This window comes from Cutibacterium namnetense (assembly GCF_001642025.1).
Lineage (GTDB): Bacteria > Actinomycetota > Actinomycetes > Propionibacteriales > Propionibacteriaceae > Cutibacterium > Cutibacterium namnetense.
Genome location: NZ_LWHO01000003.1, coordinates 638,288 through 651,668 on the forward strand (window position 1 = coordinate 638,288; position 13,381 = coordinate 651,668).

The following is a 13,381-nucleotide window of genomic DNA, read 5'->3' on the forward strand; positions in this document are numbered from 1 at the left end:
CCGTATGACGGCACTCAACCTTACCGAGCCGGCACCTCAGTGAGGGTCGACGACTGGCCGCGCGGGAGCAATGGACTTGGGAACGCGTGTCCCCTTGCGCATGTCGTAGCGATCCGGTGGTGGGAACTCTCCCCGAGCCCGGGCGACTTGGGCGTCGATGGCGTCCATGATTCGATTTGTGGCCTCCCTGACAGATGCGAGGTCGCGACGACCTCGTAGATCCGACAGCTCAACATCGGTGCCGCAATACAGCGTCATGGTTTTACGCGGCACCAGTTTCGGGAAGGTCATCTCCTTGTACCCCATGACCTCCTGGGGTCCCCATTGTCCGACTGGGATAACGGGAACACCTGTTTCTAATGCCAGGCGGGCAGCCCCTGTGCGTCCTGTCATTGGCCAGTGGAGAGGATCAGCGGTGATGGTGCCCTCGGGATACATCACGACCGTCATCCCCTTGTCGAGAGCCGCCTTAGCGTCGTGGAGGACTTTGGCCGGGTTGGGGCCCTTCCGGTCTACCGGGATTTGCCCACTAGCCGAGGCAACCCAGCCGATAATCGGCACCGAAAAAAGCTCTTTCTTCGCTAACCAGTGCGGCCATCGTCCGTTAGCGACGAGGAAAGCTCCCAAGACAACTGGGTCATAATTCGAGATGTGGTTGCTCACAATGAGCGCTGGCCCGGGGTCAGGAAGATTCTCGCCACCATGATGGTCAAACCGCGTCAGGATGCGAGCCAGTGGGTACAGCGTTCCCACCCCCATCCGGAAGACCAGTCCAGGGGTGTCGGCTGGGTTAGTCACGGCGGGCAAAGCCACGGTGTTCCTCCTGAGTGAACCGGCGGGTCACCTTACCTTATCGGCTCAGCGGTTTACGTCCATCTCCGACTTTCTAACCGCTTCGCGTGCGCGCCGCGATATGTCGTCGCCTGATGATCCTGTGGCTCGATCCGGCCGCTCGGGCAAGATCCTAGAAATACGGCGCCGATGACGATGTCACACATCGTGGTGTCTGGGGCCAAATCCATGTACTCCCAGGCTCGTGACGCTGCGCTACGCCACCTGGTCCGCGATGTCTTCGACGCCCCGGCTACCACGGGACTCCCTAGAGCGGGTTAGTACCCCAAACAACGGGGGGTGAAACTCGCGGCTTCCACTCGGAACTCAGCGTTGAAAACAGCGACGCCGTCAGTACGCTGAGTAAGCCAGTACCTGATGGTCGTTCTGGTTCGACGGCCAAGATTTGGAACGCTAATATCGGCATATGGACCAATCAAGTGGTGTTGGCGTGTTGGATAAGGCCGCCCTCGTGTTGGCAGCCTTGGAGACCGGACCGGCCTCCTTAGCAGGACTAGTCCAAATGACTGGACTGGCTCGCCCGACGGCACATCGCCTGGCCCGCGCTCTGGAACACCACCGTTTCGTTGCACGCGATCTACAGGGCCGCTTCATTCTTGGCCCGAGGCTGTCAGAACTTGCCGCAGCCGCCGGGGAAGATCGTCTCTTGGCGGCCTCTGGGCCGATCCTGGCCAGACTGCGTGACATCACGGGCGAATCCGCTCAACTGTACCGACGTCAGGCCGGCAGCCGCGTCTGTGCAGCGGCCGCTGAGCGCCCCACCGGTCTTCGCGACACCATTCCGGTCGGGTCGGTGTTGTCGGTCGATGCCGGTTCAGCCGCCCAGATCTTGCTGGCGTGGGAAGACACCGACAAAATCCGCCGCGGCTTAAGTAACTCTGCTTTCTCTGAGGTCACGTTGGCAGCAGTGCGCAAACGCGGCTGGGCTCAATCTGTCGGTGAGCGTGAGGCTGGTGTGGCGTCTGTCTCTGCCCCAGTACGCTCCCCTTCGGGGAAGGTCATTGCGGCTGTATCGGTGTCGGGACCAATCGAGCGCCTTACACGTCAGCCGGGACGTATTCACGCTCCAGCCGTCGTCGCGGCTGGCGGGCGCTTATCGGAGGTGCTGCGCCGGGCGCAGTGAAGAAGGCTGTGCGATGCGCAGCTACCAGGAGTGGGGGCTTCTCCCTGCAGTTCTTCAGCATTCTCGCCCCTAGAGCATGACATCTCGTAAGGCACAGCAATATGACTAATGGCCCGGATCTTGCTAGATCCGGGCCATCTATCGTTGGTAGCCCCGAGCGGATTCGAACCGCCGTTTCAGCCTTGAGAGGGCCGCGTGCTAGGCCGCTGCACTACGGGGCCATCGGGTTATCAATTACCGTCGAGTTCGGTTTTTGAAAACCTTCTTCTGTTGTTCCCAATTCGTCTCCAAACCAGGCTGGAAAACCTTAGCAACCCATCAGCTACCTGTGCAACTTCATAGGTCTGGTCTCCCGCGCTGGGGTACCAGGACTCGAACCTGGACTAACTGAACCAGAATCAGTCGGGCTGCCAATTACCCCATACCCCAATGTCGTTCCACCGCGGTGAACCTCGGTGGCGCAACGTCGAGAAACTCTAACGGGCCATCCACCAACTTTGCAAATCAGAGCGAACCGCCCTGTCACGCTGGTGTCCGTCGGGCCACCCCCATGAGATTTCCGATCCACCATCCAGCTAGAGCGATCGTCAAGAAGCCGCCAGTGTCCCAAGCAGCGTCCACCCAACTCATCGCCGTCACGCCGCGAGCCTGAGACACCCCTCCCAGGAAGACTGCATAGCCGAAGGCGAAAAGGTTGTTAACGACGTGGGCTGCCGCGCCAGCCTCGATTCCTCCGGTGACGATGACAAGCCAACCGGCGAGCAGACCAAAAGTGAATCGATCTGCGAAAAGCCACGCGTTTTGCGTGCCATGCATGAGGGCAAAAATCAGCGCGGAGACGACGACCGACGTCCAGCGTCCAGCCTTTTCCGACAGGTTCACAGACAACCCCGAGATGACGTTCATGAGATAACCACGGAAGAACATTTCCTCGGCGATCGCCTGAAACGGCGAGGTTATGATGATCGCCAACAGCCACACCCACCAGTGCCGAGTAACGGTGTAATGGGCGTTGGCCCCGCCTCGGACCAGCAACTGCGTGAGATTGAGCACCACGACAGCAACAAGCCCCACCAGTAGCCCGAATCTCCAGCGGATTCCTGGTTGTACCGACGCCACCCATCGCGGCGCACGATGGTTGAGGTAGTGAGCAAGCACGAGCACCACGACGATAAGGCTGGCTAGAGCCAGATGAGTGGCTATCAGTCCCCCGATGGTGTGATACCCGGCTGCTCGCGGGTAATAGGCGCCGAACCCTTCCCCGTCGGCACCCTCGAGGAGCCAACCAACACCGAGGAAGGCATACAGCAGGCCCGGAACGACGACGGCATACCCCAACAGCAATCCGATGAGCCCCAGCAGTCCGGGAGCCGGGCCAGCACCCGAATCAACGAGGACCCGGGTGTAATCGACCCGTGGCTCGGGGTCGGTCACCATCACATGACGGGACACGCCGCGAGTCGCCATCAGGCCCCCACGACGGTGTTAGTAAGTGTCCCGATCCCCTCAATCTCAACCTCCACGCGCTGCCCAAGCTCCATCGGCCCAACCCCAGCGGGGGTACCCGTGAGGATGACGTCACCCGGCAACAAGGTCATGAACGAGGAGATATAGGAAATGAGCTTGGGGATGGTGTGGATCATCTGGTCGGTATTGCCGTGCTGGACTTCCTTACCACCAAGTCGAGTCACAATCTGGCGGTGAGACGCTTCCGCGATAGAGAAGTGGGTGACCATCCACGGCCCCAGCGGGCAGAAGGTGTCAGCCCCCTTGGCGCGCAGCCAGTGACCGTCAGAATTTTGCAGATCACGAGCGGTAACGTCATTGGCAACCGTGAAACCAAAGATGACTTCCTGAGCCCTCTGCTCTGGCACATCCTTGCAAATCCGTCCGATAACGATCGCTAGCTCCCCCTCATAATGCAGGTTGGAGGACGCAGCCGGTCGCACAATGGGCTCGTCGGGACCAATGACAGAGGTATTCGGCTTAACAAAAAGAAGCGGTTGGCTAGGAACTTCATTGCCCAGCTCGCTGGCATGCTCAGCGTAATTGCGACTAATCCCAATGACCTTCGACCGTGGAATCACCGGGGAGAGCAGCCGCACGTCAGTGAGGTCGTGGCGGGCACCGGTGTATTGAACCGGGGCCGCCACTGGATCTCCAGTGATGACGGCGATGGTATCGGGATGATCTCCATGATCGGCAGCAAGCTCAACGATCCCGAAGGCAGGGTCGGAACCAGCGGTGACAAACCGGGCAATACGCATGGGTCAAGACTATCGGCGTGTCGGGACATAACGGGAGCATCCATGCACCGAAAGAGGGCAAGCCCTGCCATACTTGCGCCATGACCAGCACGTATTCCGTCGTCGACCTCATCCGTGCCAAGCGCGAAGGCCAGACTCTCAACTCCGACCAGATCACATGGCTTATCCGCGCCTACACCGACGGCGTCGTCGCCGACGAACAGATGTCTGCCATGGCGATGGCGGTGTATTTCCAGGGGCTCGACGACGCCGAGTTGTCGACCTGGACGACCGCCATGATCGAGTCGGGCGAGCGGATGTCTTTCGCTGGGCTGTCCCGCCCCACCGTCGACAAGCACTCCACTGGTGGCGTGGGCGACAAGATCACGTTGCCGCTGGCTCCCTTGGTTGCCGCATGCGGTGCTGCCGTACCACAGCTATCTGGCCGGGGTCTGGGCCACACCGGTGGCACCCTCGACAAGATGGAAGCCATTCCCGGATGGCGAGCGGATCTCTCTCACGACGAGATGGTCGCTCAGCTCGAGAAAGTCGGTGCCGTCATCTGCGCGGCCGGGCCGGGATTGGCTCCTGCTGACAAGAAGCTCTACGCCCTGCGCGACGTTACCGGCACCGTCGAATCCATCCCGCTGATCGCTTCGTCCATCATGAGCAAGAAGATCGCCGAAGGGACCGACAGTCTCGTCCTCGACGTCAAGACCGGCTCGGGAGCCTTCATGAAGACCGAAGAGGACGCCCGCGAGCTTGCCCGGCGTCTCGTCGGGCTGGGTGAGGCTGCCGGGGTGCATACCACCGCTCTACTGACCCGCATGGACGCCCCATTGGGTTACGCCTGCGGTAACGGCATCGAGGTCGCCGAATCCCTTGAGGTGTTGGCCGGCGGAGGCCCCTCCGACGTCGTTGAGCTCACCGTCGCCCTAGCTCGTCACATGGTGAAAGCGGCTGGATTGGACGTCATCGATCCGGCCGATGTACTGGCCAGTGGCCAGGCGATGGATGTCTGGCGCGACATGGTTCGCGCCCAGGGCGGTGACCCTGACGCTCCACTGCCGGTGGCCCGCCACTCGCAGGACGTCGTCGCCACCAAGACTGGCGTCATCACCAGGATTGACGCCATGTCGGTGGGCCTAGCCGCCTGGCGCTTAGGTGCCGGACGCGCCCGCAAGGAGGATCCGGTGCAAGCTGCGGCCGGCGTGATGTTACGAGTTCGTCCCGGAGACCGCGTTGTCGAAGGCCAGCCATTGGCCACCCTACTCACCGACACCCCTGGCTCCATTGTGCGGGCCGAGGATGCCATGGCCGACGCTTTCACCGTCGGGCAATCCTTCCAGCCTCAAGACATCGTCGTTGACACCATCACGGCCGGATCATGAACCACATCATCGGGGCCGGTTCGCTGAGCCGGCCCCGATGATAGTGCACCTCGTCAGCAGACTCGCTTCAACCAGCCGCGGGTGTCCTCGGCGCGTCCGAACTGGATATCTAGCAGACGGCGACGAATCTCCATCGTGGTCTTTCCGGTGGGCTCACAGACCTTTACCTCGGTATCTCCGTCCAAGAAAGAACCGATCGGTGTAACGACCGCGGCGGTACCACAAGCGAAAACTTCCGGGAATTCGCCAGAGCGTACACCGTCAAGTAGCTCGTCAATACCGATCTTGCGCTCTACTGGCTCAAGACCGAGGTCGGGAGCAACCTCCAGAATGGACTTACGGGTGACACCACGCAGGATGGTGCCAGTGAGCTCGGGCGTGACGAGCTGACCGTCCCTACTGACGGCCATGAAGTTCATACCCCCCAGCTCCTCAATCCAACGATGTTCGACTGCATCAACGAAGAGCACCTCGTTGCAGCCACGAGCCTTGGCCTCGATCTGAGAGTGCAACGAAGCTGCATAATTGCCTCCGCACTTCGCCTCACCGGTGCCACCGGGGGCCGTTCGAGCCTGCTTACGCTCGACGAGGAGTCGCAGCGGCTTCACCCCGCTGACGAAGTAAGCGCCGACGGGAGAACCGATGACGGAAAACAGTACGGTACTTGCCGCGGCAAGGCCGAGGAAGTCCTGGTAAGCGATCATGAATGGCCGCAGGTAGAGGGACTTCTCTCCACCCTCACCGGGCTCAGGGACCCAACGGGAGTCGACCTTCGCCATGCGCACACAAGCAGTAACGAAGTCTTCTACAGGCAGCGTAGGCAAGGCGAGACGCTCGGCCGATCGGACAAAGCGCTCACCGTTCTGATCAGGACGGAAAAGCCAGATAGAACCGTCAGCATGACGGTAAGTCTTGAGGCCCTCGAAAATCTCCTGGGCATAATGCAGCACAGCGCTGCCAGGGTTGATATCAAGTCCGTGGTAGTTGACCACGGCGTCGTCGCCCCACCCTTCACCGGCCTGCCAGGTGGCAACGGCCATATGGTCGGCAAGGACCGCACCAAATCGTGGATTGGCATGTTCCAGCGCGATCCGCTCGTCGGAGGACCACGTCAGATCGTCAGCAGAAGCAAAGCGCAAACTCATGGCCACACGCTACACCCAAGCCCTGGCAGCTGTTCCATTCTGTGAATCAATAAATCATATCGTGGACCTTCCGGGTATGTTTCCCCATAACTGACGACGTCGCACAGCTCCACCGCCCTCAGCGACAGCGGTGCTGACCCCGAAGATGGCAACGTGGCCGCGACACTGTTTCGGCTGACATCACCCAGCGCATCTGACCCAATCGGCCGCCAGCTGACCACCCTCACAATGGTTCGACGCCACCAACTGGCAGAATGGGTCTGTGCTGCCTATTCCCGAGACACCTGAGCCAGTGACGAAAGCTCTCCATAACGCATTGGAAATGGGCTACTTCACCACAACCCGCAATGAGACCGGCCGGTTCATGGCCACCCTAGCGGCCGGGGCACATGGTGCTATTGGTGAGTGCGAAACGGGGTCTGGGGCAGGAGCTGCCTGGCTGCGGCTGGGGGCACGAAAACGCACCAAGGTTGTCAGCTATGAGCCAGATCCCACAATCTGTGCCCGAGCTCGCGAGGTTTTAGCTGACCTCGATATCGAGATCCTTGAGGGCACCTGGGATGACCTGCTCGACCACGGTCCCTTCGGCCTGCTCTCGGTGCCGATCCGGGTCGCGCGGGTGCGCGACGTTGACGAGATCCTCAAGGCGGTCTCGGTTGGAGGCCTCGTCGTCATCGACGACATGCCCCCCAGCCACGGCTTTCCTCCCCACGACATCAACGGCACCGTCGATACCACCAGGCTGAGCTGGCTGACCCATCCGAAGGTGCACGCCACCGAGATTCAGCTCGCCCCCGACATGGCGGCCATCGTGGCATGTCGACTATCTGCCCGAGGCTGACAAACAAAGAGATACCGAAGTGAGGGCCGTGGATATCCATGGCCCCTCACTGTCGGGGCAGCTTGCTCAGCAAGCCGCGCTGCCCTCGGTGTAGTCCTCATCGGTAGCCGCTAGCCAGGAATACATCTTGCGAAGTTCCTTACCGGTGGCCTCGATCGGGTGCTTTGCCTCCTCCTCGCGAAGCTTCTTGAACTCCGGAGCGCCGGCATCCTGATCGTCAATGAAACGCTTGGCGAAGGCACCGGTTTGGATGTCGGCTAGGACGGCCTTCATGTTCTTTTTGACGTGGTCGTCGATCACGCGTGGGCCAGACACGTAGTCGCCATATTCGGCGGTATCAGAAATTGACCAGCGCTGTTTGGAGACACCGCCTTCGACGATGAGGTCGACGATCATCTTCATCTCGTGGCAAACCTCAAAATAGGCCATCTCCGGCTGGTAACCGGCGGCAACGAGAGTCTCGAAACCGGCCTGAATAAGGTGGGACAGGCCACCACACAACACCGCTTGCTCACCGAAGAGATCGGTCTCAGCCTCCTCACGGAAGCTGGTCTCGATGCCGCCGGAGCGCAAACCACCAAGAGCCTTCGCGTAGGACCTCGTGAGATCCCAGGCGGTGCCAGAGGCATCCTGCTCAACGCACACCAGCACCGGGACTCCGCGACCGTCACAGTACTCTCGGCGCACAGTGTGGCCGGGGCCTTTCGGGGCAACCATACAAACGTCGACGCCCTTGGGAGCCTTGATGTAGCCGAAATGGACGTTGAAGCCGTGAGCGAAGAAGAGGGCGTCGCCGTCCTTAAGGTGCGGGGCGATCTGCTCAGCGTAGAGCTGGCGCTGGTTTTGGTCGGGGGCGAGTAGCATAACCAGGTCGGCTTCCTCGCAGGCATCCTCAATGGGCAATACCCGCAGGCCCTGGGCCTCAGCCTTGGCGATAGACGAGGAGCCCTCGCGTAGACCGACACGCACGTCGACGCCGGAGTCACGCAGGTTGAGAGCGTGGGCATGTCCCTGGGAGCCGTAACCGATGACGGCAACCTGACGATTTTGGATGATGGACAAGTCGGCGTCGCCGTCGTAGTAAATCTTTGCCATGGCCTATTTCTCTCCTTACTGAGGTCGTCTGGGCTGTATTTAGGGGTTGTCACCTAGGGCTTCGCCCCGAGAGCAGCGGCACCACGGTTGAGGGCCAGTTGTCCGGATTGAAAAAGCTCGATGATTCCGAAGGGTTTCAGATCTGTAGTAACGCATCCAGCTTCTCACGCCCGAGTATCCGCGATCATCAGCGATTCCACTGAGACGCCCATAGCCTTGAGCCAACCAGAACAACGGCGTCGAGATGCCAGGTCACGCAATCGTTAGACCGGCAGCCCACAATGAGCAGGTCACCCCGAGGGCATGAGCCATTCCCTCACCGACATACAGCATGGGGAGATGAATAGATCGGATGAGGTCGAAGGTCCCCTCAATCTGTTCAATCTGGGGAGGCTACGTCAATATGTACCCGGGCAAGTTGTGCTGGGTGGGCCAGGGAAATGAGACGACCACCGTGTGGGGTCCTTCACACAAGTGACGAGGACGTTGTGCTTGGCGACCTGCCACGACCAACGGTCAACAGTTTCAGACGAACGGCGCACATCACGAGCTACTTGCGATTTGGTTCCCCAGTCACCATGGCAGCAACCTCCTCAATGGGGCGACGAGGCATAGTCGATCGAATGGCGTTGATGCCCGGCTCACGGTCGTACCGGGGAATAACATGAACATGCAGATGCTGGACACTTTGGCCGGCAACCGCACCGGCATTTGAGACGACGTTGACCCCAGAAGCCCCCAGAGAGTCCACCAGGCGACGGGCCACCCTCGTAACCATCGGACTGATACGCCCCAGCTCACCACCATCGTCGAGGACGCTCGTGACGTGTTTACGCGGGATGACGAGGGTGTGACCATCCTGGAAAGGCTCGATGTCGAGGAATGCGACTGAGACGTCGTCTGAGTCAATGATCGTCGCTGGGATATTCTCCGCAGCAATTGAGCAGAAAAGACAGTCCATGAGCTATGACTACCACACCAGCTGGGCATGCGGTAAGTGTTCACTCAACGAACCTCAAAGCCAGCATCGCGCAAGCCGTTCTTAACCTGCGCGATCGTCAAGGTGTGATAGTGGAAAACTGACGCTGCCAGCACCGCGTCAGCTCCGGCGCGTACCGCGTCGACGAAATCTGCGACCTTTCCAGCTCCACCTGAAGCGATGAGGGGAACGCCAACAGCTGCCCTTACTGCCTCGATCATCTCAATATCGAAGCCGTCAGTCGTACCATCGGCGTCCATCGAGTTGAGCAGAATCTCACCCGCCCCGCGCTCCACAGCTTGGCGAGCCCAATCAACGGCATCCAGCCCTGCCGAACGGCTGCCACCATGGGTCGTCGCCCCAAAACCAGACGGCTGACCTGGCTCGCGGCGAGCATCGACTGACAACACAATGACCTGATTACCAAACCGGTCAGCAACGTCGTCGATTATCCCGGGATGAGCAATCGCTGCGGTGTTGACACCAACTTTGTCAGCTCCCGACCTCAACAGGACATCGACATCATCGACCCCGCGAACCCCGCCACCGACGGTGAGGGGAACAAGAACTGTCTCAGCGCACCTTGTCACCATCTCGCGAGTGGTGGCGCGCCCCTGTGCCGAGGCGGAGACATCAAGGAAAGTCACCTCATCGGCACCAAGCCGTCCATATTCTTCAGCTAGCTCCACTGGATCACCGGCATCGTGCAGACCAACGAAGTTAACCCCTTTAACGACCCGTCCATCCTTAACGTCCAGACACGGGATGACACGTACCGCCACAGCCATAACCTCAGGATACTGGGGCGCGCATCCCCCTCAGTGGGCGAACGGTTCAGTCCTCTTCGCGGTCCATGGTGACAACTCCACGCTGCATGGCACCCACCACCTGGCGGCAAGTGTGGGCCAGGTTCTCCCCAACCCCAGCATGGGCGATCTGTCCAGCCAGGTCGCACACCTGACGCACCCGGCGCACAAAATCACCAGCGCTCATATCATCGAGGACGGTGTCAAGACCGGCACCAGCAGCCCAGGCATAGCTGGCCTCGGCAAACCCAATATCGAGGTCTCGGGGGCGCTCAATGCGGTGATCACGTTCGAGCAGACCAATTTCGGCTCGGATTGCACGCAGTTGCGACTCCGCCGCTTCACTGTCCCGATCAGGCATGCGGTGAAGGTGGCTCCGATCCCCCGGCCTCGACTCGTGAACGATAGTCGACAACACCGCCGCCAGCTGTGGACAGTCCAGGCTGTCAAAAACTCCTCGCCTAATTGCTTCAGTCGTCACCAAGTCGAGTTCGGAGTAGATCCCTGCAAGCATCCGGCCAGCGTCGGTGACGGTCTCCCCGCCCTCACCGAGGTATCCCAAAGCCTCCAGCACCAACACAATTCGCTCAAACTTGGTCGCAATCGAGGTCGCCTTCGCTCGTGATTTCGCCAACTCTCTCTCACTGCGACGGTTAAGCCTCATGGCACGTTCAGCGAAACGCGCATGGGACTCGCGATCAGGGCAGGAATGGCAGGGATGAGCCTTCATCTGGGAGCGCAGTTCGGCAATCTGGTCGGCGAGCTCAGCATCCACCGCAGCACGACGCGGCTGCTCCACCGGCTTCCCCAGCCCGTCACGGACCCGATCAAAAGCGTTACCGAGACAGCGTCGATCGGCCTGGTTCCCGGGATGAAAATGGCGCGGTACTTTCACACCGGCCACTCGCGTGACGGGGGCGTCAATGTCTTGATGACCCAGACGAATCACCGTCCGGTCCGGGGTCATGACAAGGGGGTGGGGTCGCTGACCCCGTTTACCGTGGGTGCCCGGGTCGATGACAACGACCCACCCAGCGTGACGCCCAGACGGCACGGCAATGATGTCACCAGGATCGAGGCGGGACAGCGAGTCGGCGATCTGACTAGGGCGTTCACCTTTGCGCAGTCTTGCCTGCTGGTGTTCCAGCTCCCTAATCTCTTCCCGCAGCCGGGCATATTCGGTGAAGTCTCCCTTTTCACAATGGGACGCCTCAAGGTAGGCGTCGATGTCAGCCTGGGCTTGCCGGTTGCGAACCGCCGAGCCCCCCAGTCTGCGATCGATCTGGAACTGCGCAAAGGAATGCTCCAGCAGGTCACGTGCTTTACCTCGCCCCATCGATCCGACGAGGTTGACGGCCATGTTGTACGTCGGCACAAACGCCGAATTGAGTGGGTAGGTACGACGCGACGCCAGTCCGGCTACCGCCCGCGGATCCATACCTGGCTGCCAACAAACGACAGCATGCCCCTGGGTGTCGATCCCACGGCGTCCGGCACGGCCGGTGAGCTGGGTGTACTCCCCGGGGGTGATATCAGCATGAGTCTGACCGTTATATTTGACGAGTTTCTCCAGCACGACGGTGCGAGCCGGCATATTGATGCCCAGGGCGAGGGTCTCAGTAGCGACGACAACCTTGAGCAATCCCGCCACGAACCCTTCCTCGACGATCGCCTTGATCACCGGAAGCAGACCGGCATGATGAGCAGCAATGCCACGTTCGAAGGCTGCCACGAAATGGTTCCAGCCAACCGCCCGGCGTTCCTCATCGGTCAACCCTTCGCCGTGGTGTTCAGCGATGCGACGTAGCTGACGGGCTTCTTGCTGATTTGTGAGCACCACGTCGGTATTAAGTAGTTGGCTGACAGCGGCGTCACACCCGCTCCGGGAGAAAACGAAGATGATGGCCGGCAACAGGCTGGCCTTATGAAGGGAACGCACCACCTGGATCCGACTCGGCTGGTTGCGAGGACCACGAGGTCGATCGCTACGGCCCCGACGCTGTGCTGAGGCCCCGCCGAATCGGCCAGTCCCATAGGACACGTTGCGTTTCCCTTTGCCAGACCTCCCTCGGGGACGTCGGGAGTCGTCACGCTGGAATCGGGCCTCTTCTTTGGCGATGGAGACCAGCTCGGGGTTGACGTCGGTAGGACGACGCGAATCGAAGAGGTTGTGAAGATGCCGCGCCACCGCCACGTGTTGAGTAAGTGGTACCGGGCGACGCTCGGACACGACGACCCGGACACCGCCACGTACTTCGTCGAGCCACTCGCCAAATTCCTCAGCGTTGGAGACGGTTGCCGAAAGACCAACGATCTTGACGCGGGAATCGAGGCCAAGGATGACCTCTTCCCATACCGGGCCACGAAACCGGTCTGCGAGGTAGTGCACCTCGTCCAGCACCACCCATCCCAAGGTGTTGAGGGTGTGAGAATTGCGATAGATCATATTGCGCAACACCTCAGTCGTCATGACGACGACTGGCGCCTGCGAGTTGATGGTGACATCACCGGTAAGCAGGCCTACTTGGTCTTCACCGTGTCGGGCCACAAGGTCATGGAACTTTTGATTGGACAGCGCCTTAATGGGTGTGGTGTAGAAACACTTCTGCCCCGATGCCAGAGCCAAATCAGTGGCATACTCCCCCACCACCGTCTTGCCAGCTCCAGTCGGAGCGGCTACCAAAACACCCGCGCCGTCGTCGAGATCTTGGCAGGCCTTCACCTGGTAGTCGTCAGGTTCAAAGGACAGCCCGGCGATGAACCGGTCGAGAGTCTCGCTCATACCTCCAACCTAGCGGGAGGTTACGACCGTCAGGCAGCCCGACGAGGGTTGAGCGACGACGCCGGCCTGCGAACATATCCGCAAGCCGTCACCAGTCTTGGCAACGAGCCGGTCACATTCA

The 13,381-nt window shown here is 60.5% G+C and carries 12 protein-coding genes and 2 tRNA genes; 4 read left to right on the top strand and 10 right to left on the bottom strand.

The features are described 5' to 3' along the window. Positions 1-36 precede the first annotated feature (36 nt). Positions 37-759: a lysophospholipid acyltransferase family protein gene (locus tag A5483_RS06530; RefSeq protein WP_176607851.1), complete on the bottom strand. Its 723-nt coding sequence runs from the start codon at positions 757-759 to the stop codon at positions 37-39. Between the two features lie 222 nt (positions 760-981). Here A5483_RS06530 and A5483_RS12550 point away from each other — a divergent pair, with 222 nt between their 5' ends. Continuing rightward, positions 982-1,113, top strand: a complete 132-nt coding sequence (locus A5483_RS12550; protein ID WP_255262727.1) for a hypothetical protein — start codon at positions 982-984, stop codon at positions 1,111-1,113. A 145-nt stretch (positions 1,114-1,258) separates the two neighbouring features. Next, on the top strand, positions 1,259-1,975 hold the full coding sequence (locus tag A5483_RS06535) for an IclR family transcriptional regulator (RefSeq protein WP_002548921.1): 717 nt from the start codon (positions 1,259-1,261) through the stop codon (positions 1,973-1,975). 145 nt (positions 1,976-2,120) lie between these two features. On the opposite strand, the gene A5483_RS06540 is transcribed toward A5483_RS06535, so the two are convergent. The 4 genes from A5483_RS06540 to A5483_RS06555 form a co-directional block, all read right to left on the bottom strand. Beyond that, positions 2,121-2,196, bottom strand: a tRNA-Glu gene (locus tag A5483_RS06540). Between the two features lie 136 nt (positions 2,197-2,332). Further along, a tRNA-Gln gene (locus tag A5483_RS06545) sits at positions 2,333-2,404 on the bottom strand. Positions 2,405-2,497: 93 nt separating this feature from the next. Then, positions 2,498-3,442: a CPBP family intramembrane glutamic endopeptidase gene (locus A5483_RS06550; RefSeq protein ID WP_063811288.1), complete on the bottom strand. Its 945-nt coding sequence runs from the start codon at positions 3,440-3,442 to the stop codon at positions 2,498-2,500. Continuing rightward, positions 3,442-4,242 carry a fumarylacetoacetate hydrolase family protein gene (locus tag A5483_RS06555; protein ID WP_063811289.1) on the bottom strand — a complete coding sequence of 267 codons (801 nt, stop codon included), beginning with the start codon at positions 4,240-4,242 and terminating at the stop codon, positions 3,442-3,444. Before A5483_RS06555 ends, A5483_RS06550 begins: the two co-directional genes overlap by 1 nt. A gap of 80 nt (positions 4,243-4,322) precedes the next feature. On the opposite strand from A5483_RS06555, the gene A5483_RS06560 reads away from it, so the two are divergent. Further along, a complete protein-coding gene (locus A5483_RS06560) occupies positions 4,323-5,612 on the top strand; it encodes a thymidine phosphorylase (RefSeq protein ID WP_063811290.1) in 1,290 nt (429 codons plus the stop codon). 53 nt (positions 5,613-5,665) lie between these two features. Here A5483_RS06560 and A5483_RS06565 read toward each other — a convergent pair whose 3' ends face one another. Continuing rightward, positions 5,666-6,757, bottom strand: a complete 1,092-nt coding sequence (locus A5483_RS06565; protein ID WP_042842674.1) for a branched-chain amino acid aminotransferase — start codon at positions 6,755-6,757, stop codon at positions 5,666-5,668. Between the two features lie 262 nt (positions 6,758-7,019). On the opposite strand from A5483_RS06565, the gene A5483_RS06570 reads away from it, so the two are divergent. Further along, positions 7,020-7,598 (top strand): O-methyltransferase, encoded by a 579-nt coding sequence (locus tag A5483_RS06570; protein ID WP_042842543.1) that lies wholly within the window; start codon positions 7,020-7,022, stop codon positions 7,596-7,598. A 66-nt stretch (positions 7,599-7,664) separates the two neighbouring features. Here the strand turns inward: A5483_RS06570 and ilvC are convergent, their stop codons facing one another. The 4 genes from ilvC to A5483_RS06590 form a co-directional block, all read right to left on the bottom strand. Further along, complete coding sequence (gene ilvC, locus A5483_RS06575; RefSeq protein WP_002548831.1) at positions 7,665-8,693, bottom strand: ketol-acid reductoisomerase; 1,029 nt, start codon at positions 8,691-8,693, stop codon at positions 7,665-7,667. 550 nt (positions 8,694-9,243) lie between these two features. Continuing rightward, a complete protein-coding gene (locus A5483_RS06580) occupies positions 9,244-9,654 on the bottom strand; it encodes an HIT family protein (RefSeq protein ID WP_002548693.1) in 411 nt (136 codons plus the stop codon). A 44-nt stretch (positions 9,655-9,698) separates the two neighbouring features. Further along, positions 9,699-10,460 (bottom strand): imidazole glycerol phosphate synthase subunit HisF, encoded by a 762-nt coding sequence (gene hisF / locus A5483_RS06585; protein WP_002548368.1) that lies wholly within the window; start codon positions 10,458-10,460, stop codon positions 9,699-9,701. 46 nt (positions 10,461-10,506) lie between these two features. Continuing rightward, the gene (locus A5483_RS06590) at positions 10,507-13,260 is read right to left on the bottom strand and encodes a DEAD/DEAH box helicase (RefSeq protein WP_002548470.1); all 2,754 of its coding nucleotides are present in this window, start codon (positions 13,258-13,260) and stop codon (positions 10,507-10,509) included. Positions 13,261-13,381: the final 121 nt, after the last annotated feature.

Coding starts and splice junctions, on each gene's coding strand:
- ilvC (WP_002548831.1), bottom strand. CDS start 8,693: ATGGCAAAGATTTACTACGACGGCGACGCCGACTTGTCCATCATCCAA.
- A5483_RS06550 (WP_063811288.1), bottom strand. CDS start 3,442: ATGGCGACTCGCGGCGTGTCCCGTCATGTGATGGTGACCGACCCCGAG.
- A5483_RS06535 (WP_002548921.1), top strand. CDS start 1,259: ATGGACCAATCAAGTGGTGTTGGCGTGTTGGATAAGGCCGCCCTCGTG.
- A5483_RS06580 (WP_002548693.1), bottom strand. CDS start 9,654: ATGGACTGTCTTTTCTGCTCAATTGCTGCGGAGAATATCCCAGCGACG.
- A5483_RS06555 (WP_063811289.1), bottom strand. CDS start 4,242: ATGCGTATTGCCCGGTTTGTCACCGCTGGTTCCGACCCTGCCTTCGGG.
- A5483_RS06565 (WP_042842674.1), bottom strand. CDS start 6,757: ATGAGTTTGCGCTTTGCTTCTGCTGACGATCTGACGTGGTCCTCCGAC.
- A5483_RS06530 (WP_176607851.1), bottom strand. CDS start 759: ATGGGGGTGGGAACGCTGTACCCACTGGCTCGCATCCTGACGCGGTTT.
- A5483_RS06590 (WP_002548470.1), bottom strand. CDS start 13,260: ATGAGCGAGACTCTCGACCGGTTCATCGCCGGGCTGTCCTTTGAACCT.
- A5483_RS06560 (WP_063811290.1), top strand. CDS start 4,323: ATGACCAGCACGTATTCCGTCGTCGACCTCATCCGTGCCAAGCGCGAA.
- A5483_RS12550 (WP_255262727.1), top strand. CDS start 982: ATGACGATGTCACACATCGTGGTGTCTGGGGCCAAATCCATGTACTCC.
- hisF (WP_002548368.1), bottom strand. CDS start 10,460: ATGGCTGTGGCGGTACGTGTCATCCCGTGTCTGGACGTTAAGGATGGA.